The 24,666-nt window shown below is 59.4% G+C and carries 19 protein-coding genes and 1 pseudogene; 6 read left to right on the top strand and 14 right to left on the bottom strand.

Going from position 1 to position 24,666, the window contains the following annotated elements:
- Positions 1–38: 38 nt before the first annotated feature.
- A complete protein-coding gene (locus RMR21_RS24265) occupies positions 39–908 on the top strand; it encodes an SDR family oxidoreductase (RefSeq protein WP_498672643.1) in 870 nt (289 codons plus the stop codon).
- A gap of 393 nt (positions 909–1,301) precedes the next feature.
- Here RMR21_RS24265 and RMR21_RS24260 read toward each other — a convergent pair whose 3' ends face one another.
- The 3 genes from RMR21_RS24260 to RMR21_RS24250 form a co-directional block, all read right to left on the bottom strand.
- On the bottom strand, positions 1,302–1,886 hold the full coding sequence (locus RMR21_RS24260) for a hypothetical protein (RefSeq protein WP_498672642.1): 585 nt from the start codon (positions 1,884–1,886) through the stop codon (positions 1,302–1,304).
- Positions 1,887–2,574: 688 nt separating this feature from the next.
- Positions 2,575–3,225: a DUF7007 domain-containing protein gene (locus RMR21_RS24255; RefSeq protein WP_498672640.1), complete on the bottom strand. Its 651-nt coding sequence runs from the start codon at positions 3,223–3,225 to the stop codon at positions 2,575–2,577.
- A gap of 81 nt (positions 3,226–3,306) precedes the next feature.
- A complete protein-coding gene (locus RMR21_RS24250) occupies positions 3,307–5,022 on the bottom strand; it encodes a ParB/RepB/Spo0J family partition protein (protein ID WP_498672637.1) in 1,716 nt (571 codons plus the stop codon).
- Between the two features lie 392 nt (positions 5,023–5,414).
- Between RMR21_RS24250 and RMR21_RS24245 the strand changes: the two genes are divergently transcribed.
- Positions 5,415–5,786 (top strand): type II toxin-antitoxin system RelE/ParE family toxin, encoded by a 372-nt coding sequence (locus RMR21_RS24245; RefSeq protein WP_498672635.1) that lies wholly within the window; start codon positions 5,415–5,417, stop codon positions 5,784–5,786.
- A complete protein-coding gene (locus RMR21_RS24240; protein WP_498672633.1) occupies positions 5,779–6,159 on the top strand; it encodes an XRE family transcriptional regulator in 381 nt (126 codons plus the stop codon). Before RMR21_RS24245 ends, RMR21_RS24240 begins: the two co-directional genes overlap by 8 nt.
- 209 nt (positions 6,160–6,368) lie before the next feature.
- On the opposite strand, the gene RMR21_RS24235 is transcribed toward RMR21_RS24240, so the two are convergent.
- The 4 genes from RMR21_RS24235 to RMR21_RS24220 all read right to left on the bottom strand — a co-directional run bounded on the left by RMR21_RS24235 (position 6,369) and on the right by RMR21_RS24220 (position 13,599).
- Positions 6,369–11,456: a helicase-like domain-containing protein gene (locus tag RMR21_RS24235; protein ID WP_498672631.1), complete on the bottom strand. Its 5,088-nt coding sequence runs from the start codon at positions 11,454–11,456 to the stop codon at positions 6,369–6,371.
- Positions 11,457–11,555: 99 nt separating this feature from the next.
- Positions 11,556–12,173, bottom strand: coding sequence for a DUF1419 domain-containing protein (locus RMR21_RS24230; protein WP_498672630.1), 618 nt, complete (start codon positions 12,171–12,173; stop codon positions 11,556–11,558).
- A 115-nt stretch (positions 12,174–12,288) separates the two neighbouring features.
- Positions 12,289–13,242 carry a DUF3991 and toprim domain-containing protein gene (locus RMR21_RS24225; RefSeq protein WP_498672628.1) on the bottom strand — a complete coding sequence of 318 codons (954 nt, stop codon included), beginning with the start codon at positions 13,240–13,242 and terminating at the stop codon, positions 12,289–12,291.
- A 177-nt stretch (positions 13,243–13,419) separates the two neighbouring features.
- Positions 13,420–13,599, bottom strand: a complete 180-nt coding sequence (locus RMR21_RS24220; protein WP_498672626.1) for a hypothetical protein — start codon at positions 13,597–13,599, stop codon at positions 13,420–13,422.
- A gap of 544 nt (positions 13,600–14,143) precedes the next feature.
- On the opposite strand from RMR21_RS24220, the gene RMR21_RS24215 reads away from it, so the two are divergent.
- The 3 genes from RMR21_RS24215 to RMR21_RS24205 all read left to right on the top strand — a co-directional run bounded on the left by RMR21_RS24215 (position 14,144) and on the right by RMR21_RS24205 (position 16,276).
- Positions 14,144–14,989, top strand: coding sequence for a type IV toxin-antitoxin system AbiEi family antitoxin domain-containing protein (locus tag RMR21_RS24215; protein WP_498672665.1), 846 nt, complete (start codon positions 14,144–14,146; stop codon positions 14,987–14,989).
- Positions 14,979–15,896 carry a nucleotidyl transferase AbiEii/AbiGii toxin family protein gene (locus tag RMR21_RS24210; RefSeq protein WP_498672624.1) on the top strand — a complete coding sequence of 306 codons (918 nt, stop codon included), beginning with the start codon at positions 14,979–14,981 and terminating at the stop codon, positions 15,894–15,896. The genes RMR21_RS24215 and RMR21_RS24210 overlap by 11 nt, the downstream gene beginning before the upstream one ends.
- A gap of 86 nt (positions 15,897–15,982) precedes the next feature.
- Complete coding sequence (locus RMR21_RS24205) at positions 15,983–16,276, top strand: hypothetical protein (RefSeq protein ID WP_498672622.1); 294 nt, start codon at positions 15,983–15,985, stop codon at positions 16,274–16,276.
- Positions 16,277–16,291: 15 nt separating this feature from the next.
- Here the strand turns inward: RMR21_RS24205 and RMR21_RS24200 are convergent, their stop codons facing one another.
- The 7 genes and pseudogenes from RMR21_RS24200 to RMR21_RS24170 form a co-directional block, all read right to left on the bottom strand.
- Complete coding sequence (locus RMR21_RS24200; RefSeq protein ID WP_498672620.1) at positions 16,292–16,591, bottom strand: hypothetical protein; 300 nt, start codon at positions 16,589–16,591, stop codon at positions 16,292–16,294.
- Between the two features lie 46 nt (positions 16,592–16,637).
- Positions 16,638–19,901, bottom strand: a complete 3,264-nt coding sequence (locus tag RMR21_RS24195; protein WP_498672618.1) for an error-prone DNA polymerase — start codon at positions 19,899–19,901, stop codon at positions 16,638–16,640.
- Positions 19,898–21,409: a Y-family DNA polymerase gene (locus tag RMR21_RS24190; RefSeq protein ID WP_498672616.1), complete on the bottom strand. Its 1,512-nt coding sequence runs from the start codon at positions 21,407–21,409 to the stop codon at positions 19,898–19,900. Before RMR21_RS24190 ends, RMR21_RS24195 begins: the two co-directional genes overlap by 4 nt.
- Entirely contained in the window at positions 21,330–22,082 is a 753-nt protein-coding gene (locus RMR21_RS24185; RefSeq protein ID WP_498672613.1) for an ImuA family protein, read from the bottom strand. The genes RMR21_RS24190 and RMR21_RS24185 overlap by 80 nt, the downstream gene beginning before the upstream one ends.
- A 313-nt stretch (positions 22,083–22,395) precedes the next feature.
- Positions 22,396–22,612: pseudogene (locus tag RMR21_RS24180) on the bottom strand (IS3 family transposase); the annotation flags it as partial.
- A gap of 268 nt (positions 22,613–22,880) precedes the next feature.
- Positions 22,881–23,072, bottom strand: a complete 192-nt coding sequence (locus RMR21_RS24175) for a hypothetical protein (RefSeq protein ID WP_498672611.1) — start codon at positions 23,070–23,072, stop codon at positions 22,881–22,883.
- A gap of 46 nt (positions 23,073–23,118) precedes the next feature.
- The gene (locus RMR21_RS24170; RefSeq protein ID WP_498672609.1) at positions 23,119–24,618 is read right to left on the bottom strand and encodes a tripartite tricarboxylate transporter permease; all 1,500 of its coding nucleotides are present in this window, start codon (positions 24,616–24,618) and stop codon (positions 23,119–23,121) included.
- Positions 24,619–24,666 lie beyond the last annotated feature (48 nt).

The raw sequence follows: 24,666 nt of genomic DNA, 5'->3' as shown, positions 1-24,666 counted from the left end.
TTCCGGGTGTCAAGCAATACCAACCTGGAGAAAATCCCATGACCATTCTCGTAACCGGCGCCACCGGCAATATCGGCCGCCAAGTCATCCAGCACCTTGTCGACCGCGGCGCTGACGTCCGCGCGCTCGTCCGCGAGCCCTCCAAGGCCAATTTCCCGGCGGGTGTTGCCGTGGTGAAAGGAGACTTTCTCGACGTCGACGCCCTGCGTAGCGCCTTCGACGGTGTGTCGACGCTCTTCCTGCTGAACGCCGTCGCACCTGACGAGTTCACCCACGCTTTGATCGCCCTCAACGTCGCCCGCTCGGCTGGCGTTGAACGGATCGTCTACCTGTCGGTCATTCACCCTGACGTCTATGTGAACGTGCCGCATTTCGCCGGCAAGTTCGGTGTCGAGCGGATGATCGAGCAGATGGGCTTTCACGCCACCATCCTGCGTCCGGCCTACTTCATCCAGAACGATCTGACGATCAAGGACGTCATCACTGGCTATGGCGTCTACCCGATGCCCGTCGGCGACAAGGGCCTTGCGATGATCGACGTTCGCGATATTGCGGAGATCGCCGCCCTTGAACTGCTGCGACGCGAACAGGCCGCACAGCCGCTCCCGATCACGCGCATCAACCTAGTCGGTCCCGACACCCTCACCGGCACGGACATCGCCGCCATATGGTCGGACGTTCTCGCTCGCCCAATCAATTATGGTGGTGGCGATACTGCAGCTTTCGAGCAGAACCTCAAGCAGTTCATGCCGGCATGGATGGCATACGACATGCGCATGATGGGCGAGCGCTTCCTGACCGATGGAATGCTGCCCGAGGATGGCGACGTCGAGCGCCTGATGAAGCTTCTTGGCCGTCCCCTCCGCTCTTATCGTGACTTTGCCACGCAAACCACAGCCGCTGCCTGAGACACACAGACGTTGCGACCTTCGTGCTGGATCAAATCAGAACCGCTTGATGGATGCGAAAGTCGCCGTTGATGAACTTGTGGCGTACGCGCAAACAGTGCGCGAAGTAAAAAATAACGGCGGGGAGGATCGCGGTCATTCAATCCACGGACGCATAGCTGCACTGCACAAAAAATAGGTGTGGCGTGATGAAAATTCACGCATAGTGACTTCAGCTGATGCACATGGCGGCTCTTCCCAGTTCCGCCGCACCAGCTGTTCCCCTCTGGAGGTCCATGACCTTCACACTTCATGGGCCGCGGTTTTCCGTCGGCCCTTTTTTCTTTTTCCGAATCAGGTCGAAATCGCATAGCGGACGCAGAAGAAAAGCGGGGCCGAAGCCCCGCGATTTTTCTATTCGAGCGCCGACATCTGGGCAGTCGCGGCTTGTCTGTCGAGCGAGTTAGCGGGTTGCTCGACCGTGCGCTCGTAGGGCTTCCAGCTTTCACCTGTGATCTCCTCGTAAGCGGAGACGGCGCCTTCGGCTGCCATGCGGAGCACATGGGCCTGCAAGCCCATGTCGGCTGCGAACTCGCGCTTGCGCTGGGCGCGGCTGTCAAATCCGACCGGACCGTCGAGGTCCTCGTCTCTGGTATCGTTAGAGAGCTTCGTGGTGAGATCGCGGGCTTCTGTGACCGCGCGGCTGTAGAATTGCCCGGCGCCGTAGGCAGAGCCGACGAACGATCCGACGATGCGCTGCATGTGGATCTGCATGGCCTTTTCGGCAAGGCCGTCCTTCAGGGCATCGGCGCTTTCAATCAACTTGCCGCGGTGGAGATCGCGGATCCCGTCGCTGTCGATGAGGGCAAGCCCGAAGCTTTCGGAGATGCGCAGCGCCTGGGTGGCGTCAGGGCAGGCGAGCCTGACCATTTCGAGTGTGGTTGCGCGCTGGGATTTGACGGAACGGTTTTTCTGGGTGGAGCGGTGGAGCGGTGCCATGATCGGATCCTCTTGAGCGATGTTTCAGCGAAGCCCGGGGTGCCTGACGTCGTCCGGCTCAGCCCCTCGGGTGCGGGCAAAAGGACATGGGCGTCAGCGGCCCGGCCCAAGGTCAGGGCATTGCCAGAAGGAGCGAGGATGGCTTGCGGATGGTGCTGCCCGCACTTACGGGCTGCGACAGACGCGGGCCTGCCTTGTGACGAGGCGATGATACTGCCGCAACGTGGCGCGAAAGCGGCCTTTGACCGGGACGCGCCAATGTCAGACCGCAACAAAACCGAGGTGCTGTGCTGGCCGACAATCTGGTTCACGGCAGCATGTTACAATCGCACCCCCAATCCGACCCTGGCAACGCCGCGTCACCCACTGGGGGCACTGACAAATCTCGGGTCCAAGCACACGCCATTACAAGCCGGTTGCCCCGCACTATGTCTTCCGCGCTTCGATCAACGCTTTATCGCACCCTCATGTCGACCGGGCTTTCCGCTCTCACCCGGCTCCGTTGATCTACGTGCCATGATCGGTGTGCGTCCATACGGTGCTTTGTTTTTCCACCGCGCCTTCGTTTGTCGTGTCAGCTCAGCCCGCCGGGAGCGATAACCCCGCTGCCGTGCCCAGATCCTGCGATAGAGCTCGGTGAAATCGATCACCTCATTTCGGGGAGCGCTGCAGTCTGTGAACGCGACAGTCATTGCCTTGCCGCCCAGCTCACGAAACTGGACGGACCATCATAGGGCTCGTGCTTGATTGAATCGATGACGAAGCCATGCCGGCCGATCACGTAGTCGGAGCGTGGAACCAGAAACCGTCGTTCGCCGACCTCGCCTCGGATCCCACCCAAAGTCGCGATGCACTCGACGAGACCTTGCTGGTGATCGGAATGGAGAGCCGCGATGACCACCCAGTCATTGCGGTGCCGCTCCTCGAATTCCTGTCGGTCCCGTGCATGGGACTGACCGCCGTTCAGAGTGACTCCCGTGACGCGCTCGTAGGCATCGGGGTGAAAGTCGCGAAGTGTGCGATCCGCCAAGCGCCGCTCATACGCGGTGAACAGCTGCGGGAAAGCATGGGCAACCTTCGCCCATTCACAATCCTCTTCGTAGTATCCGTCGTCATTACGATAGAGGGAATGGACGACGGCGTTTGCGATTTCATCCAGATGGAAGCCGCCATGACCAGCGGTCGCATGCAGAATTACACCGTTGGCATATCGTCGCGAAACCTGCGCCATACCCCATGGCGTCGACGCTCCTGCTTGTATCGTCGGCCGGTCCAATGCCCTCAGTTCAGCCTCATGCACCGCTTTTTCTGTGGCCATGTCATCATGGATCTCTATCATGACAAACTCCTTCTGATTGCTGGAAACGAAAACGCCGCCGGCATGAGCCAGCGGCGTCGGTTCAGATCGATGTGCCTTGTGCTACTGGGCGGCCTCCTGGAAACCCTCCTCGTCTGCTTCCTTAGCGAAGGAATGCTCCAAGAGGTCACCACCGGAAAGCTGATCTTCGAGCATATCGGGATCGTTAGAGGTATCCTCCGCTCCGCTATCGGCGCTGGCAAAACGTCCGACCCAGGACCGCACGTCCTCAGTCAAAGGCGCGAGCATCGCTGCTGGATGCACCAGCTTTCCCTCGGCAAAATGCTCGACCAGAGCCGCACGGGTATCCTTCACCTTGATCCGTCCGGGCACGCCCGCCGTTTCTGCGGTCGCCTCCAGCGCAGTGCGCGACAGGCATGAGAGGAAGTCTTCGGTCGCCATATTGGGCAGGAATTGATCGGCGCCGACAGCATCGCCGGCAATACGGGCGATCAGTCCGCTATCTGAGCGATTGCGCCGCAGAGACAGGACTTCGATCAGCACCGAGCGCGCAGCCTGCACCAGTGTCTCGCGATCGAAGAACAGCTTGCCGTTCTCGCCGATCAGCCGGGCAGCATGCGGCCCGCATTTCGCATGACCATAGGGACTGTCGGATGCGCCGCTGGCAATGCTGACGTTCGTACCGGTGAAGGCGAGAATGAGCAGAGCCATCAGCGTATCGTCCTCGATCGGCGCACGGGCGAGCGCCTCGTGCAAAGCATCGGTGCGAAGATCCCCGATCATGTCGAGACCCTTCTGGGTCACGTCGGGCCGCGTCTTGGTTACCTCGACTTCGTCAACGACGGTCTCGACACCATCGGAATCCTTGACCCGCTTCGGCTTCTTCGCTTCCGGCATACGATAGGCAACCGACTGGACCGACCCGTCGCGGGCATTGATGTACCACCCGGTCAGGTCGCCCTTGCCGGGCTTGCCATAGACCTGCTGCGCCTTGGCCGGGAGCTTGGCCTGGCCGTATTCATTGGCCTCGATAACCGAACCGTGCTTCGGCAGATTATTGGCGAGCCACTCTTGTTGCGCACCAAGAAACGCCTCGACGTCAGTGGTGTAGCGGCTGTCTTCGTCCGCAGGTGCAAACAAGTCCTCGACCCAGACGATACCATAGGCCAAAGCCAGATCGTCGCCGAAGCTCGCATGTTTAGCGAGCATACGGGTCGTGGTCAGGGCGCGGGCAACCTCCCACCAGGACACCTGCGGATCCTGCTTCTTCGGCTTGTACTTCTTCCAGACCTCGGCCTGCTCGTCCTGCCCGGCAGCCGCGATCGTACGCAGCTGCTGCTCGTTCGGCATGTCGCCTCGCGCCATCTGGTCGAGCATGGCGGGCAGGATATTGGCCAGAAGCCGCAACTTTCTGATCTGCCGGCTGGGGAGTGCCAGCGCCATGGCGATCGAATCCTCGGTCCATCCAAGAGCCACCAGCCGTTCGATGGCGCGCCACTGATCGACAGGGTTCAACGGTTCGCGGGCGATGTTCTCCGCAAATGACTGCATGGCGCCGAGATCGTCGGAGGGATCGGCCAGCAGCAGCGGGATTTCCATGAGATCCGCGGCGATCGCCTGGGCGGCGCGGCGGTGACCGAAGACGATGATGTAGCTGTTGCCGCCCTCCGGATCGAGTTTGACGATCGGTGGCTGAACGACGCCGATGGCCCTGATCGATGCGCAGAGCAGCGCGTCGGACTGGGGTGAGGATTTTGATTGGCGGGACCGGTCGGGATTGTCCTTCAGGCTGCGCGGGTCTGCTGTAATCAACTGCATGGGAATGACCTCTCTGGTTTCGGGCGGACGGGCTGTCCAAACCTTCTCGTCTTCTTCTCGAAGACAATTCCCGAACCGCAGGACGGGCCGGCGGCTGCAATTGCGCCGGAGCAGACCTGGCTAGCGGGAGAGCGAGGCACACCTGCCTTGCGAGGCAAGCTGGCCCGGTCTCGGCGACCGGCGCGATTGAGGGGACCGTCAGCCGTCGGACCGCCCTTGCGAGCCAGGATTCCTAATCCCCTTCTTTCCATTCATCTTTCTTCGCCCGTCCTAAATCTCCACGACGACGATTGGCTATTCGAAACAGGCGCTCTGTGATGTTGAACGTGGTCGTCTAAACATAATCGCTCGGACAATATAACCTTGACAGCATATAACTCTGGGATCATTTTATGACGAGGGAATGGGCAGTTCTGCTCCACGACGAGTTCGACCCAGAGTTTTTAGCACTACCAGAAGAGGTACAGGACGAAATCTTTGCGGCACTGCCGTTGCTGAAAGCTTATGGTCCGCAACTTGGTCGTGCCTACGCCGATACTCTCAAGGGATCGGCACACGCGAACATGAAAGAATTACGGTTCAAAGCTGCAGACGGCGTTTGGCGACTGGCTTATGCATTCGATCCCGAGCGCCGGGCAATTCTTCTAGTGGCTGGCGACAAATCGGGTGGCAGTCAGACGCGATTCTACAAGGTGCTGATCGCAAAAGCTGACCAGCGATTGACACAGCACCTCGACGCAATGAAGGAAAAAAAGAATGGCTAGATCATTGGATGACGTCCTTCAGGGCCTTCCTGCGGAACGGCGCGCACGGCTCGAACAGCTGGGTAACGAGCGGCTTGAGGAATACCGGACACTTCAGGATCTGCGAAAGGCGCGCGACCTAACCCAGGTTCGCATGGCCGAAACGCTCGGTGTGAAACAGGAGAATATTTCGCGCCTGGAGAAGCGGAGCGATCTGCTTCTGTCCACGTTACGCAGTTATGTCGGGGCCATGGGCGGCACCCTTGAGCTTGTGGCTCGTTTTCCGGACCGGCATCCGGTCGTCCTGTCTTCCTTGTTCGATGACGATGCCGGGCCTGCCTCAAAAGAAAACCCGGCAAGATCTCGTGCCAAGAAACACCGCTCCGCAGCCTGACAGGCCGATGAAGAACTGAAGTCAGATGGCAAAAAGTGCTCCTACACTTGAAAAGAAAAAGGTGCTCGAGCCTTTCGAAGAGCATCCTTCCAACTCGAACATCTTCAAACGCGAAGCAATCGCCACCGTGAGGCAAACCATCGAAACGGGTGATGACCGATGAATGTATCACCCGACCGCGTTTCAAGTGACCGTGGAAAAGCAGCTGGTTATGCGGCCTGCTGGGGATCCCCCTCTGGCTCGTCGGCGGTTACCGCCATATCCCTTTCGATCTCGTCCAGATGGCTCAGCTTGAGTTTGAGCTCCGCTTCCAACGAGAAGCTTTCCCCCAGACGCGGTGTGTAGGAGGCGAGGCGACGTTTCGCATCGGCTAGCCGATTGCGATAGTTCTCGCGCTCATGTTCAAACCCACCAAGCGCATGTTCGAGCCGGGAGACGGCGCCGATCGGCGTCGTGGTGACTGGAAGGTCTATCTCATAATCGCCACCCATGCGTTGAAGAAAGGTGTCGTAGCGATAACCGTCCTTGCCGAACCGCTCGCCATGATAGGCGAGATCGAAACCGCCTATCGTGGCGATGATCACCTCTTTCTCCTGCTGCAACTGAACCAGCGTCAGGATCTCCTTCATCAGCGCGCGGCCAGCGAGCTTGCGCTCGTCGAACTCCGCGCTTCCGACTTGCATCGCGAATGCGTCTCCCGCGGTCGGGACCAGGCGTCCGATGTCCTTGCCCACATCCTCGATCCGGCGGCTGGAAAACTCGATGTCCCGTTCGGCATCGCGGATCTGCCGGCGGATCGCATGCTGATCGTCAATATGGGCGGCGCGCAGTCGCTCGAGGCGGGCGATCTCGGCCTCCAGCCCGGCTTTTTGCATCAGCCGCTCGTCGCCGGAAGCGATGGCCTTGGCCATGGCAAACTGGTTGGCCTGCCCCTCACCGATATCTTCCAGGCGACGGACGCTGGTGTCGCCGGAAAGAGCCGCCGCGATGAACCGGGCCTTGCGCTCGTTATTCTGCCACATCGTGGCATCGAGGCTGCCGAGAGTTGCATAAGCGAAGACATCGACCTCGTCATGCTGGTTGCCCTGGCGAATGATGCGGCCCTCGCGCTGCTCGATCTGTGATGGCAACCATGGCACGTCGAGGTGATGCAGGGCTTTGAGACGGGCCTGGACGTTGACGCCGGTGCCCATGGTTTCCGACGAGCCGATCAGTACGCGAACCTTGCCAGCATTGAAGTCGTTGAACAGTCGCTGCTTGGCATCCGATTTCTTGTAGTCCTGCATGAAAGCGATTTCGGAGGCCGGGACGCCAAGGCGGACGAGCTCATCGCGGATCCATCTGTATGCGGAAAAACCGCGCGTCGCCTCGACATTGATCGTGCCGAGATCGGAGAAGATCAGCTGGCCGGCGCCCGGCCGGTCGAACGCCTTGCCGTCCTTGCGGCGATACTCGGCCTCTCCTGTTTCCTGCCAGATCCGGTGGGCATTGGTGACTAGCGCGTTCAGCTTGTTGGCGGTCTCATTGCCAATGGCCTGATCGACCAGGCGCAGATCGATCGCGGCGTGACGTCCGTCGGTGATGACCGAGAGCAGGATGTCGTCGCCGGGCTTGGCCGGCCCGTCGCGCATCTCGATCGCCTTGATGCGGGCATCGAGCTGTTTCTGGTAGGACTTGAAAGCCGCGGTTGGCTCGGCGGTGACAATCTGGCGCTTGCCGCCGGAGACCTCCGGCACTTTCACATAGGTCTTCAGATCGACGGGCAGCACGACGTCGGCGAAGGAGCGGAACATGGCAATCAGTTCCGGCACGTTGACGAACTGGCTGAAGCGCGTGACCGGCTTATATTTGCCCGACGGCTGCAGTTCCAGTTCCGTCGAGGTGTCGCCGAAGGTTGAGGCCCAGGCGTCGAACTCATGAAGGCCGCGTTCGGAAAGCGCTGTCGGATCCATCATGCGCTGGACCGAGAACATCTCCCCGAGCGTGTTGGTGATCGGCGTGCCCGAAGCCAGCACCAGCGCCCTGCCCGGGTTCTTCGTCTCGATAAAGCGGGATTTGACGAACAGGTCCCAGGCGCGCTGCGAGCCGTTCGGATCGACACCGCGCAGGGTCGACATATTGGTGGCGAAGGACAGCTTTCGGAATTCCTGCGCCTCGTCGACGATAATCTGGTCGATACCAAGCTCGGAGATGGTCAGCAGGTCGTCCTTGCGCGTCGCGAGCGCTTCCAGCCGTTCCTTGTGGCCCTCCTTCATGCGTTCGATGCGCTTGCGCGACAGTCGGTCATCGCGCTCAACCTTGGTGAGCAGCTCCTCGTAAAGCTCGAGCTCATCCTGGATCATCTGCGCCTCAAACGCCGATGGCACGGATATGAACCGGAATGCCGAATGGGTAATGATGATCGCGGCCCAGTTGGCGGTGGCAGCCCGCGACAGAAAGCGATGGCGCTTCTCCCGGACGAAGTTGGTCTCATCGGCGACCAGGATGCGGGCATTGGGATAGAGCGCCAGAAACTCACGGGCAGCCTGGGCCAGGCAATGGCCGGGCACGACCAGCATCGCCTTGTTGATTAGGCCAAGCCGGCGCTGTTCCATGATGGCGGCCGCCATGGTCAAGGTCTTTCCGGCACCGACGGCGTGGGCGAGGTAGGTGGCGCCGGACGAGATGATCCTCCAGATGCCGCGCTTTTGGTGCCCGTACAAAGAAAAGGCGCCTGAGGCGCCGGGCAGTTGGAGATGATCGCCGTTGAAGGCTCGCGGCGCGATGTTGTTGAAAGTGTCGTTATAGACCCGCGCCAACCGATCGGTGCGATCCGGATCCGACCAGATCCAAGACTGGAAAGCGGTCTTGATCTTGGCGAGCTTTTCCTTGGCGGCTTCCGTCTCCACCGTGTTCAGCACCCGGCGTTCGGTCTCGCCATCGCGGACGGTGTCGAAGATTTGCGGCACGGACGAGTTCAGGGCGTCGGAGAGAAGCTGGCCGGCATGGCGGCGGTGCGTACCCCATTCCGTCGTGCCGGATGCCGACCATTCGAGCTGCCGGGCATTCACCGTCCACGTCGCCAGTTCGGGCAGATGTTGGATCGAAATCTCGGCGTCCATTATCTCTCTGACGAAGGCGACGACATCATCGGCCGGGATCCACGGCGCGCCGAGGCGTGCGGTGATGTCCGAGGGCCTGAGGTCAGCAGGCTGGACACGTTCGAGCGCCACGACATTCCGCTGAAAGGCGGGGTCGAAGTCCGCGGCCGCGCGTGCGATTACCAGCTTCGACCTGACAGCGCCGGACAGATAGGCATCAGCCGTCTGCCAGGAGCCGTTGGACGGATCGCGGAAGATCGCTTCGCCCAACTCGCTGATAACCTCATCGGCGTCACGATGCAGTACTTCGGCGATGTGATCGGGGTCGACATGACCGCGTTCGTTCAGAACAACAGCGAGTGCATCTGATGCCGAGGTGATCACTGGCGCAGGTGGCGGCGCAATCACACGCTCGGTAAAGATGGGTCCTGGCTTGGCGGTATTGGTTTCCAGATCGTAGTCTTCGATCGAGGCGACCAGCCAGCAATCGGGATCGTCGAGGAACGGCGCAAGGTTCGGCCGGCGGTGGACCTCCCTGACCTCCCCCGTCTCCTGATCCTCCGATGTCGAGACGGAGGTGAAGTTGATCGGACCGAATTCGCGCACAAAACTCGACCACGCGATCCGCAATGAGACCTGTGCCTTTTGCCACGGCTGATCGCGTTCCTGCAGTTTGAGAATGAGCCGGACCGCGTCGCGGATCGGGATCAGCTTGCGGATAATGAGGGCGTACTTGGCGAAGATGCCGTCGGTGCTGCGGCCCTTCCTGACCTCGACCGGAACAGCGACCCCATCCACCACCTGCATCAGCGCTGTGGCCTTGCCGATGAAATAGCTGCCCTCGCGGACCTTGGGATCATCAGGCCGCTCTGCCATCGCATCCGCCACCTCATCCTCAAGTTCGAAATCGATTGTGGATGGCTCGCCGTCATAGATATCCGCAGGAAGCCGTTCGATGGCAGTTTTCAAGATCGTTTCAAGATCGTCATCTGTCGGCTGGCAGGTATAGGCTTCGCCGAATGGACCTGACGTGATCGCATGACGTCCCAGCACCATGTCGGAATGATCGGCGAACCACCTGTTGATACGGACGCTGTCGCCCTCGCCTTCCACCTTTACATCCGCAAGATCGAGCCAGCTATCGTCTCCAGCCGGCTCGTCGGCGCGGCGCTTCCGGAAAAAGAGGAGATCGATGACGACATCCGTGCCGGCGTCAGCCCGAAAGCTGCCTTCGGGCAGGCGGATTGCGCCAACGACATCGGCCATGCCGGCAATGTGTTCACGGGCGCGGGCATCAGCCTTGTCCATGGTGCCGGACGAGGTCACGAAAGCGGCAAGCCCGCCAGGCTTCAGCCGGTGGATGGACTTGGCGATGAAATAGTCATGCAGCCGGAAGCCAAGAGAGCGAAAGGCTGGATCACTCTTCACTCTCCGATCCGAAAACGGCGGATTGCCGATCGCCAGATCGAAATTGGCTGGCAGATCTGTCGTGGCGAAATCACTTGTTATGATCCTGGCCCGCGGTTGTAGCAGCCGAACGATGCGAGCGGTGACGGGATCGAGCTCGACGCCGGTGACATGACTCACCTTGGAAAGAGCATCCGGCATCAGCGCGGGAAACATGCCTGTGCCGATACCCGGCTCCAGGATCCGGCCACCCTTGAAGCCCAAGCGGATCACGCCTGCCCAGATGGCACGAACGATAAACTCCGGCGTGAAGTGCGCATATTGGGTGCAGCGCGCCAGAGACGCGTATTCACCGGGCGCAACAGCGCTCTCGAGATTGCCACCGAGTTCTTCCCAGCCGTTGCGAAACGCTTCGTCGCCCGGCCGCCTGAATATGCCGTTGGCCAGATCCGATGCGCCGAAGCTGGTAAACTTGATCAACCTGGCCTGCTGGTCGGGTCGGGCCGGTAATCCCTGACGCTCGATCTCGTTGGCCAGCAGGATGGCGACGATATTGTCCCGCGCACGGTCGGGCCACGATTTGGCGAGACCGCGAGAACCCTGCAGCCGGAAATCCACCTTTGCCCGCATCTGCCCTTTGGGCGTTGGTTCTTTGCAAAGGGGAACCGCAGGTGCCGGCGTCGATGGTGGCGGGTAGATATCTATATCGGTACCGAACTCTGCTGCGAAACCCGGCACGCCGAGATCGAAACCGGATGCGAGAGCTGTATTGCCGAACAGGTCGATGGTGAAAGGATCGTCATGCGCCATTGGAAAACTCCTGTGAGTGGGCGCGCCGAGGCACACTCGCCGTTGGGTGCGAGTGTTGCCAGGACGCGGATGGTGGAAGTTGGGATTTGAAGGCTGCCGTCAGGCAGCGATTGTTTCGGCTAAGAGACGGAACTGCACCGGCAGCTTGGCGGCGATCTCCTCGTCGGTCAGATCGTCGAGCAGCTTCCAGATCTTTCCCTGCGCTGAGGGATAGACGAGCACGATCTGGCGATTGCGCAGATCGGCTGGAAAGCGAGCGTCGGCATAGCCGCGGAAATCCGGACCGGTCGCGCTCCAGATGTGATCGAGTTTTTCCTGTCGGTTCATGGCGCGCACCGGCCGGGACTCGCGAGCAATGATCTCGGCGCGCACTAGGTCGGGCGACCGGCGCTCGCCCAGGTCGCAATAGCCGTGGAACCAGAGTGACCGATTATCGATGGTCAGCGCGAAGAAAACACTGGTGACGCTGGCGGCCAGAAACTCGCGCATGGCGAACATATCACCGTGATAGAAGAGCGGCGGCAGGATTTCGAACATGTGGTCGTGATCGGCTTCTGATATCTCGAACCACTCGCAGACATAGCGCGTGCCATTTATCCGATCATCATCGAATGGCGACTGGCTGTGGCGGTTAAACAGGGCATACATTTCGTGGCGACTGGCGACACCTTCGAACACCTTGCGATGCGCTGGGCGGATTGCTGGAGAATCGGACATATGCGGCTCCTTCGGGGTTGGGGACCGAAGCGGAAGCCTGGTCGGCCTCTTCTTTCAGTCCTTTGATTACCCCTCCTCAGCCGGCGCCTCGCGGGAGCCGTGTCAAGGGCCGCCGTCAGGCGGGCGGCAGCTTCACCCTTGATGCGGCTTCCCGCGTATGCGGCAGCTCTCCTCTCTCCCTCCTCTCCTTCAATTCATCATTCCAATCCTCAGCTTCCGGCCTCAGCCGCGAGAAATCGCAACCGGTGCGATCTGCCATCTGGCGCAATCGATCCGCAAAAACCTCACCCTGAACGTTGTTGTCGGTCGCGGCCACCAGCCACGCGTCTTCCCCTGAAGCTAAGTTTTCCAACGCCTGTGCGGTCATCGGCGACCAGCCGCCACCTGTGCTGACATAAAGCGTGTCAGGTCTCGTCTGTTCGATCGCCGCCAGGCTGAGCGCATCGATTGCCGCCTCTGTGACGCAGATCCGACGAGCGTTGTTCATTCCAAACTGGAAGAGCGCCTTGGCGCCGCCGGTCGAAAACCCGCGCCAGTCCGGGCCGCGCTCTTCCCAGCCAATCACGGCGCCAGTCTCATCGACATGCTTTGCCCACATCGAGCCATATGGGCCTTCCCGAAGAACGTCTGCATTGATCGCCGCAGCGATGACCTGCGATGGCAGCGCCCGGTTATGCCGCAGATGGCTCCAAGTCGCCGATGCGCGCCATGGCCGCTTTCGGTTGTTCCAGCGGTCAGCGACCGAAGCCACAGTCTGCTTTTGACGAAGAGGCTTCTCCCAGGTTAGCGCGGTGGGCTGAAACGCGACAAGATCGCCAACCACTGTCAGGGCCTCCGTAAATCCGATTCCACGCAGATAGCTTGCGAGCGCAAACACATCGCCCTTGGCATCCGAACGGGCGTCGAACCAGCCCCTGTCGTCATGGATGACGACGATGATATCGTCGTCGCGGCGGAATTTGACTGCCCGGCGTGTGCTCTCTTTTCGGTCTATCGTGAAGCCTTCATGACCCAGCACGACTGTGCAGCCCACCTGGGCGCGCAACTCCTCTATGTCATTTTTCTCCATTTCACTTCCTTTCGCTTATCCGATTTATTCGGACTGGCAGCGTCCAGGCCGCGAAGATGGAAGCGCGCAAGGGCGCGGCTCGCAATGTGCAGATCTGCCGACCAAGCTCGCGGCGAAGCCTCCCTTGCGTGCGCGTCAGCGCAAGCGGCACGCCGCGTCCCCGAAGCGGTGATCGGCTCAATGAGCCGACCAGCAAGCAAATGGATCGTATTCGTTGATCACGGCGTCTTCATCGCCGTCATACTCGGCGGAAGGCATGACGCCGATTTCGCCATCTATTTTGAAGAGGGTGACCGGGACCATCAGGGTCCGGGCAAGATCAAGTGCGTGGTTTTGTGCAAGGCTGAGATCGGACATGTGAGGCTCCATCCGTTGGCGGGGCCAATCCCCGCTCGATGGCGCCTGTTTGATCCGGGCCTGGCCGCGGTCACCTTGGCGGCGCAGCTAGAGAGGTCGCAGGAACTGCGAACCCCCTGCGGGTTGACCGTCCAAGGACGGGACTGGGTTAGGGATGCCAGACAAAAGAGCTGGGTTGGCATCGCCAATGGTTGGAGCTGATTGATATTCGATCTCGCCTCACTGACCTTCATCTGGATCAGCCGGATTGCCATTTTCCGTAACGAGGGGAAGGTGGGGAACTGCTTCTGATCCAAAGTGCGATGTCGACACAGGCACAATTTGACATGGCGGCCTGGTGATCAACGACTGCGTCAGGCATGGTGGCCTGCGGAATGGACGCTCTCCGTTGAGGTTTAGCGCAACACCTCTGCGGCAAGGAGGAGCCTCGCGACCGCGCAAGTTACTTTGAAACTTTCATTATTTGTCAATTTATCATTTACAGAATGATTATCCGTTAAAGTGCACTTGGAAAGGACTTTGAAATAGTGCTATAATGTCTATTATGAATGGACAAAAGAGACCAAAGCTAAAGTATCTTATCCAATCGGTTCCGCCGGGCTTTCTTGTCGATTCTGCCTGGACGGCACGCCACGCGATCTCGCGGCAATCCGTATCGGCCTATATCAAACAGGGTTGGCTCGAGCGGATCGCGACAGGCGTTTACCGCCGCCCATTTTCGGCAAGAGAAAAGACGGAAGTCATCACGGGCTGGAAAATTCCCCTGTTATCCGCGCAATGGATCATGGGACATATATTCCACGTCGGAGGTCTTACCGCGCTTGGATTGCGGGGCCATTCCCACTACCTGCAGCTTGGCGGTAATACACGCGTCTACCTCTACGGCTCCGATATCCCTGACTGGCTCATGACGTTGCCGACCGATGCCAGGTTTGTCCGGCGGAGCCACGGACTATTTCCTGATGAGACTGGCGGCGTCGAGAACAGCGAATTCAGCCTCTCCGATAATCCAGATGAGGAACTGGCTATGAGCCCATGGCGCTGGCCCATCAAAATGTCATCGGCTGAGAGGGCGATACTGGAGCTTCTCGATGAACTTCCGAAGAACGAGAGCTTTCACAACATCGACATGGTGTTTGAGGGAATGGTCAATCTGCGCCCGAAAATGTTAACGACGCTGTTGACCCGGTGTCGCAGCGTAAAGGTCAAACGCCTTTTCTTCGTCTTTGCCGACAAGCATGCGCATGCGTGGCTCAAGCATATCGACAGATCGCAGATCGATATGGGACGCGGCGATCGAGCACTTGTCCCAGGCGGCAGGCTTCACCCGATTTATCGCATCACAGTCCCTGCAGACCTGGTGCCAAAGGAGAACATGGATGGCGCGTGATCGTTATATGCGGCAGGTCGAACTGTTGGTCCGGACGTTGCCCTACATCGCCCGGCAGGATGTCTTTGCCCTCAAGGGGGGAACGGCCATCAACCTGTTCTACCGGAATATGCCCCGCTTATCAGTCGACATCGACCTCACCTACCTTCCGATCGAGGATCGCGAAACGACGCTCAGCGGTATCGACGCCGCGCTTGACCGCATTCGCGACGACCTGCTGAAGAACCTGCGCGGCGTCGACGTCCAGCGTATCGCCGGCGGCGGCAACAATGACACGCGGGTGCTCGTCCGGCAGGGCACCACCGAAATCAAGATCGAGACCTCGCCGGTCGCGCGTGGAACGGTGCATCCTCCGGAATTGCGGGCGGTCGCGGATGGCGTCTCCGAAGCGTTCGGCTTTGCCGAAATGCAGGTGGTGTCCTTCGAGGATCTGTTTGGTGGCAAACTTCATGCCGCCGTGGACCGCCAGCACCCGCGCGATCTCTTCGACGTGAAGCTGCTCTACGATAATGAGGGGCTCACCGATGCGTTGTTTCGGACCTTTCTCATCTATGTCGCAAGCTCCGGTCGGCCGCCGCATGAGTTGATCAGGCCGTCATTGTCCGAACTCGAAGACGCCTTCGTGAAAGAATTCGAAGGCATGACCATCGAGCCGGTCAGCCTGATCGAACTGAAAGACGCACGGACCCGGCTAACAGATGACCTTCGAACCCGCCTCGATGATAAAGCGATGCGGTTCCTGCTTACTCTCCATGATACGGAGCCGGATTTCGACGCCATCGGCTTGCCGCAGGCAGCGGCACTACCGGCAGTACGATGGAAATTGATCAACCTTGCAAAGCTGAAGCAGCAGAACCCCGATAAACACGCCATGCAGCGTGGGGAGATTGAGAATATGTTTGCTTGAGCCCCCTGCATTCTCAAGCTCGGCGGGCTGCAGGCTTCTTGCTCAGGTGTCGAACCAACGCAGCGGACACTTTGTGAAACGACGGAATGCTGCTGGTACCGTCATGCGATATCGCGCCACCCGCAGGCGTGCGCAAAGCCTGGAGCAAGACATTGAAGAGCATCGGAGCTTTCAGCATCGCGCCGGCCGAACAGGGCGGGAAAGCGGGAATTCTCGACACGGTTCGTCCGGAAAAGGGGAGCCGCAGGAGCCTCAGCATCGCGCAGCGGAGCGGAAGGCGGGACCGACTGCCCACGGGAGAGCCGTTCCATTTCAGCCTGTCGCGAAGGCGAATTCCGCGTTCGGGTTTCACGACATTCTCGGTCCAATGGCAGTTTTAGGATTCGAGACCGCTATTACACTTCACCTGTCGACGACGACAAGCCGATGTTGAAGCCGAGCACGAAGGCCACGACCTTTTCGGACGACATTTCGCACGGCTTTAGCTTCAGCCCAGCACCTTTGAGTCGATAGAGATTGAAGCTGACAATGTCGGATCCAGCGAGGTCCTCAGCGTAAAGCCAGACGCGGTTGCGACCCGCGGAGCGTTTGACGGTTACGCCCCATTTCCGACCATGGAAATTACCCAGGCTGTAACCTTCGGGAAATCGTTCCAATGCGTGCTCGAACGCTTCTTGTGCCAGATCTTTCATCATGCTCGAACGGTAGGGTGAGACCAAACCACAGACAAGCGGATAGCCATCACTGGAAGTTTCTCGCCTTGACCTTTAACGTGTCGATATGAAGGTCAGGTACGAAGATGTCCCGCGCCTCAGGCACCGGTTTCTGTCTATCTCGAGAATCTCCACTGCCTGCCGAACCGTGAGCGAACTCGTCTCCACGTCCGGATGGTGCTTTGAACACGACATCCATGTCAGCGAGACCAGAGAGGTCTGCAGAAAAGTCGAATAGCTGCTGGGCGACCAGGTGCACGACCTCCCCTTCCCGCTGGATTCGTCCGTTGATTGCCATCATGCTTGATCCGAGCACGATGCGGCGCCGCCTCTCAAATAGACTTGGCCAGACCACGACGTTGGCAGGACCGGTCTCGTCTTCGATCGTAATGAACATCACGCCTTTCGCACTCCCCGGCTTCTGCCGCACCAGGACAAGACCTGCGGTGTAGACCCATCGACCGTCACGCGCGGACATCGCGTCTTCGCACGTCACCATGCTGCGCTTGGTCAAGCTGTCCCGTAGGAATGCCATTGGATGTTCGCGTAAAGTCAAGCCGACATGTCCATAGTCCGCTACAACATTATGGCCTTCGGTCATTTGCCGAAGCTCGACCTCAGGCTCCGCCTGCTCGGCAATGGACTTCTGCTCGCGGTCTGCAGCGGCGGCAAACAGCGGCAGTGGCTCGTCGCGGAGCGCCTTGATCGCCCAGAGCGCATCGCGACGTTCGAGTTGAAGATATGGCCGGAAGGCGTCGGCCTCTGCAAGCTCGACAAGGGAAGCAGCGGGAACACCGGATCGTCGCCACATGTCATCGACCGAACTGAACGGATCGTTCATTCGCGCGGCAACGATCCGGGCCGCGTCCGGCGCTGCCAGGCCCTTCACCATCCGCATTCCCAGTCGCATGGCATGACGATCGGTATTTCCGATCGGCTCCAGCGTGCAGTCCCACCGAGATCGATTGATACAGACAGGCCGTATCTCGACGCCGTGCGCACGGGCATCGCCGACAATCTGCGCCGGGGCATAGAAACCCATGGGCTGGGAATTCAGCAATGCAGCACAGAAGACATCCGGAAAATGACATTTCATGTAATTCGAAGCATAGGCGATCAGCGCGAACGAGGCAGCGTGGGATTCTGGGAAACCGTATGACCCAAAACCTTCAAGCTGCGAAAATGTCTTCTCGGCAAACTCGGCTGTGTAGCCGTTTCGCACCATGCCGGAGACCAGCTTCTCCTTGAACCTGCTCACACCGCCCGTGAATTTGAACGTCGCCATGCTTTTTCGGAGCTGGTCGGCCTCGCCTCCGGTAAAACCTGCGCAAACCATCGCGACGCGCATGGCACTTTCCTGAAACAGCGGCACGCCCAGTGTTTTGCCCAGCACGGCTTCCAGTTCCGGCGTCGGATATTCGACCTTTTCTTTGCCTTCCCGGCGGCGAAGATAGGGATGGACCATGTCCCCCTGGATAGGACCGGGACGCACGATCGCCACCTGAACAACGAGATCGTAAAATGTCCGCGGCTTCAGGCGTGGCAACATTGCCATCTGGGCCCTGGATTCAATCTGGAATGTTCCCAACGTGTCGGCCTTGCGGATCATCGCATAGGTCGCCGGATCCTCTTGAGTGATCTTTGCGAGATCCAGATCGTCGTCCTTATGCTCACGGATCAGGTCGAATGCTTTGGACATGCAGGTCAGCATGCCCAGCGCCAGAACATCGACCTTCATGAACTTGAGCGCCTCCACGTCATCCTTGTCCCATTCGATGATCTGTCGGTCTTCCATCGTGGCAGGTTCGATGGGAACGAGGTCATCGAGGCGGTCGTGGGTCAGCACGAAGCCACCGGGATGCTGACCGAGATGACGGGGTGCTCCCATCAGTTGCTGTGCAAGTTGCAGCGTCAACTTCAGCCTGCGGTCATCGGGATTGAGGTTTAATTCCCTCACATTGCGATCACTGACTTCTTCCGACCAGGACCACATGCCTGACGACAATGCCTTGATCACATCCTCAGGCAGGCCAAGCACCTTGCCGACGTCACGAATGGCCCCCTTTGCACGGTAACGGCTGACGGTCGCACACAGTGCCGCCTTCTCGCGGGTGTAGGTCTTGTAGATCCACTGAATGACCTCTTCGCGTCGCTCATGTTCGAAATCAACATCGATATCTGGCGGTTCGTCGCGCTCTTGGCTGATGAAGCGCTCGAACAACAGGTCATTCGTCGAAGGGTCGATGCTGGTGACGCCGAGAATATAACAGACGGCAGAATTGGCAGCCGATCCTCGCCCCTGGCAGAGGATTCCCTTTGAGCGCGCAAACTGAACGATGGAAAACACCGTCAGGAAATACGGCGCATACTTCATCTTTTGAATGAGATCGAGTTCATGCCGAACCGTCGCCAGAACGTCTGGTGGCATGCCCTCAGGGTATCGGTCCGGTACACATTCCCAGACATAGTGTTCGAGAGATTGTTGAGCGTCTTTCCCCGGAACGATCGCCTCCTCTGGGTACTGATAGGTCAGCTCCTCAAGTGAAAACCTGCACTGATCGACAATCTCCATCGTCCGCCGCAGTGCTTCGGGATAGCGCGGGAACAGGCGTTCCATTTCTGCAGGCGGCTTGAGATATCGATCGGCATGACGTTCGCGCTCGAAACCGACGTCATCGATCGTCGATTTGGTGCGAATGCAGGTGACGATGTCCTGAAGCTGCCGCCGTCCCGGCTCGTGAAACAGCACGTCGTTGGTGACAACGGTTTTGACCTTATGGCGCGTTGCCATGTTGGAAAGATCGTGTAGCCGAAGCTGATCGTTTGGTCTGCGGCGCAGGCAAAGGGAGACATAGGCGCGCTTGCCGAACACCTCCACCATTTTCCTGAGCTGCAGCGCACATGTATCGTCGGCGAGATCGGGTATGAGGATGCCGATCATGCCGTCGGCGTAGGTCATCACATCGTCCCAATGGAGGATGCAGTTGTTCTTGCCGCCTCGCCCCTTGCCGAGCGTGATCAGCCGGGTCAGACGCGAATAGGCCACGCGGTCCGTCGGATAGACCAGGATCGACATGCCATCCTGTAAATCCAATCGACAACCGACGACAAGCCGCAGACCGGTGGCGCGAGATGCCTCCAATGCCCGGATAATGCCAGCCAACGAATTGCGATCCACGACCCCGATTGCATCGATGCCGAGGCTTTTCGCCGTCTCGAACAGTTCGGTCGCACTGCTGGCACCGCGCAGAAACGAGAAATGGGTGGTTACCTGAAGCTCGGCATATCTCATGCGAATATCCCCTGGACGAACCATTTGTGCGACCCAGTTTCGCTATCTACGCCGTCGCCAGCCCGGAAAACCCAAAGGCGTTCGCCCGCTTCGTCCTCGATGATGAAGTAGTCGCGCACTGCGGCCCACTCGGATGTGCGCTGCCACCACTCGCCGAATATTCGTTCAGGACCATCGGCGCGCTTCACCTTGCGGCGCTTGCCACGCCAAGTGACGGAAACAGGAGGATGGTCGGGCATCAATGCGATGACCTCGACCAGCTCGGGATGAGCGAGCAACCGTACCGGACGCGGCCAGTGATGTGACCAGGCGACGACAATGTCATCTGCAACAGGCGCAATCCTCTGAACGCTACGCTCGGGAACATCGGAGGCAACGGGGGCCAGACGATAGACACGCTGTCCGCGATTGCCGAAGATGTCGATGAGCGGCGTGATATCCGCGATCTCGTCTTCGACAAGCGACGACGCCTTCTGTGCTTCCTCAAGCGGCTCGACCATGATCGCCGCAAGGGTCAGCTTTTCGATCCCGAAGCCCGGATCGATCTTCTCGGTCCTGTCGCGAAACAGCTTCGTCAACCAGGCGACATCGCGGGCAGCCTTTGCCGTTCCTGCCCGCAGTGCCTGGGTCGTGTTGTCGACCTTGTGGACGATGAGATCGACGCGGCGAACACCCAGACCCTTTTTCTGGAGTTGGTTGCAGAGTTCGATGACCAGGCGACCGACATATTTGTCGATCGTTTCGGCAGCCCCGATCGGCTCCTGGAAGATGCGGCTGACCTCGATCAGTTCGGGCGTGCGGATGGGGTCGATGGGTTCGCCGATACGCCCGAAGATCTGGTCGAGGCGGCGAGCGATTTCCGGTCCGAAGCGAAGTGTCAATGGTGCGCGCGGCGTCGCGGAAAGCTCACCGATGGTTCGGAAGCCAAGCGTCCTTAGATCGCCGGTCATCTTTTCAGGCAGACGCAACAGGGAAATCGGCAACCGCTCGACCGCTTTTACGGTTTCGCCGCGCGGCACGATCACCGTCTCTCTGGTGATGGCGCGTGCGCAGGCATGAGCGGCACCCCAGGTGTCGGCGATCGCGACACGGGCCGTCAGCCCCCTGCCCCGAAAGCGATTTGCAATCCCGCTCAACATGGCAAGCTCTCCGCCCCGGAGATGGTCGGCACCGTCGGTGTCCATGACGATGCCATCCGGCGCATCCACTGCGACGATTGGAGAGTATTGGCTCAGTGCCCAGAAGGTGATGCGCTCCAGCGCGTCGGCGTCCGCCTTCGGATCGGCATCGATCATCAGCAGCCCCTGAAACAAGGCCTGGGCCTTTGCCGCCTGCATGCCGACACGTAGGCCTGCCTTCTTCGCTGCAGCATCTGCCGCCGACACCCAGCGTTTCGAGCCGGATTTCCCGATCACGGCGATGGCCTGTTCAGCCGGAATGCCGGGATCCGCGCGACGAATGCGATCCGTCGACAGATCTGGAAGATAGATCGATACGACCCTGGTCATCACACGCTCCAACAATAAACTCGGCACACTCGCCTGCGCGCGACCGCATCAATTCCAGCAACCATCTCGCCCGCCCAACACCCGGCACTGGTAACTCCTGCGACGGCAGCACGCTTACCCTCCATCGGGTCATCGAGGCCGTCGGCTGGCCGAAATCATTAGCTTCTGCCTGTCGTCGCCATCTGCGAACAACGAGCGCCAGGCTTCCCTTCTTTTCCGCTGCAAGCTGAAGCCGCCGGCTCGCCAGCATAGGCAATCGCACGACCTCGCCGACGACCGCGCCCAGCCCACCGAAGGAGAGCGCCTCTTCCATTGAGGCAAGCACGTCCTCTTCGCGATCGCTTTCCACGAAGATCACGCGGTTTGCGTCAAGACCTGCCTGCGCGAGCGCAGGAAAAAACAGATCCGGGCGCGTCAGGCACCAGACGATCTGGCCTTTGGTACGGGCGGCAACGCCTGCTACGAACAGGGCCGCGGCTGCCCCATCGACGGTTCCGGCGCCGCCACCTGCAAATTCATGAAGAGCGCCTCTGGCTAGACCGCCGCCCGGCAGCACCGCGTCGATTGCGCTCACCCCGAACGGCAGACATTCCGCTTGCTTCGCCACGACGCCTTCCAGCGAGGCGATCCGATCACGCAGATCCGCTATGACATGCTCGCGCGCAGCAGCCATCGTTCACGTAGTCCTTCCGGTTCGTGTCGTTTATGGGAACGGCTTCATGCCGTTTTCAATGTTGAAGTTCACGTTCTGTTCCTGCGCTCAATGGGAGTCAAGAGGCGCTAAATTAGGAATGCAGTCCTCTATTTTTAGCAACTCGAGAGATTCGCAAATTGAATCAGTGAGTAAGATTTGAAACGGTGCTGGGTAACACGCACAAAATAAATTTCGCGGAAGCCTGACCAAACCTTCAGCATCGGCTGTCGATGCGTGCAAGCTTCGCTGTTCGTCGGCTGTTGACGGGGTGCGGATAAAAAGTTGGACAGTTTTATAAGATCAGGCCGAGACTTTTACGATGTTCGACCGGGCTGGGTGAGCCAGCGATATCTAGATGCGCCTTTCGTTGTACCAGCAGATATAGGCATCCACCTCGCCGACGCACTGTTCGATGGTCGTCGCGTTCCAGTCCCAAGGATAGAAGAGTTGGTTTTTAATCGGCCTAAGAAGCCTTCGCACGAGACGTTGTCTGGTGAGCGTGCCTTCCGGACCGGATCGGGGAAACCTTAGGCACTGAAACTCTCAACGCGTTCATCTCGGATCGGGATTTAGATGCGCGCTGTAGCATACAAACCGAACTTTCCCGTCGTCATCGGGACAGGCCGTCTCAGGATGCGCACCAGCACATGACGTGCTCAAACTCGAAAGAGCCGAGATATACGCGAGGCTCGATTTCGCTCACAAACTCGTCGAAATGGGTCGGCCGCGAACTCTATGTAAATAAAGCCAAAGACGAGAATGCTGCGGCGGAAGATTTTAGACAGGGACGTGGGCGAGCTGATTGAGAAACGGTAGCACGCCGTCCTTGGCCTTGCTGGCCACTTTCTCGAAATAGACGTCGCTACTATCCGAGCACGTGACGCGCAGATCAGACGGAAATCGGTCCAATCGGTGATCGACAGCGGCGTCGAAGCCGAGTTCCGTCTCCACGAATGCGCTTTTGTCCATCCCGCCCGCTATAACCCTTGCCGGTTCCTTAGGTCTGACTTGTCGATTACTCTGTGAAAGCCTCTTCGCGTTTCCGGTTGATGCCTGGCGCAAGGACCAGCGCCAACACAGCGACGGCGAAAACGAGTAGCGATAGGCTGAGTGGACTGCGCACGAAAATCGTCGGGTCGCCCTGGCTGATCAGCATCGCCCGACGCAGATTTTCTTCCAGCATCGGCCCGAGAATGAAGCCGAGCAGAAGCGGTGCTGGCTCGAAGCGCATCTTGCTGAGCGCAAAGCCGACGACGCTGAAACCTGCCATGACGAACACGTCGAAGACGCTGTTGTTGATGCTGTAGGCGCCGATACAGCAAAAGCCGATGATTGCCGGAAAGAGCAGATGATACGGCACAGTTAGCATCCGAACCCAAAGACCGATCAGCGGTAGATTGAGAATGACGAGCATGAGGTTACCCGACCACATCGAGACAATCATGCCCCAAAACAGTTCCGGCTCTTCCGAGATCACGTTCGGGCCGGGGGTGATACCCTGGATGATCATCGCGCCTGCCATTAGTGCCATCACAGGGTTGCCTGGAATGCCGAGTGTCAGCATCGGAATGAACGAGGTCTGCGCGCCGGCATTGTTTGCTGATTCCGGCGCCGCCACTCCCTCGATCGCGCCTTTGCCGAATTCGGCGCGGTTCGGAGATATCCGCTTCTCCACCGCATAGGAGGCAAATGAGGCGAGCATCGCCCCGCCCCCGGGTAGCACTCCGAGGAAGGAACCCAGCGCCGTCCCACGCAGCACCGGTGCGATAATCCGTTTGAAATCTTCCTTCGTCAGCATCAGGCCGGTCACCTTCTTGACCCCGACCGAGCGTTCCTCCTCGTTTTCCAGATTGCGCAGGATCTCGCAGATGCCGAAGATGCCCATGCTGACAGCAACGAAATTCAGTCCGTCATAGAGTTCTGGAATATCGAAGACATACCGCGGCGTGCCGCTCTCGACATCTGTGCCAACCGTCCCGAGGACCAGCCCGAAGATAATCATCGCGAACGCCTTAAGCAGCGACCCGCTGGCCAGCGCGACGGAGGCAACGAGGCCAAGAACCATCAGCGAAAAATATTCCGCAGGCCCGAAATTGAGCGCGACCGCTGCAAGCGGCGGCGCCGCGACCGCCAGCAGGATCGTCGCGACGGTACCGGCGAAAAACGAGCCGAGCGCTGCGGTCGCGAGCGCTGCTCCGGCGCGGCCATTGCGGGCCATCTGATAGCCGTCGATCGCGGTGACGACGGAAGAGCTTTCGCCTGGAAGATTGATCAGCACCGCCGTCGTCGAGCCCCCATACTGGGCGCCGTAGAAAATACCGGCCAGCATGATGAGCGCCGATTCGGGAGGCAAGCCGAAGGTGATCGGCAGAAGCATGGCGATCGTAGCCGTCGGCCCGAGCCCGGGCAGGACGCCGATCGCTGTACCCAAGAGACAGCCGACAAAGCCGTAGAACAGGTTCATCGGCAGGAAGGCCGTGGATGCACCGAGCCAAAGGTTAGAGAAGAGATCCATATGCAGTCCAATCCGGTTTCGTCGGCTGCCCAGAGGGCATCAGATGCA

Origin of the sequence: Agrobacterium sp. rho-8.1, from assembly GCF_033957725.1 — a bacterium.
GTDB lineage: Bacteria > Pseudomonadota > Alphaproteobacteria > Rhizobiales > Rhizobiaceae > Agrobacterium.
The sequence above is the reverse complement of the archived record's forward strand: the minus strand, read 5'-3'. Positions and strand labels throughout refer to the sequence as shown.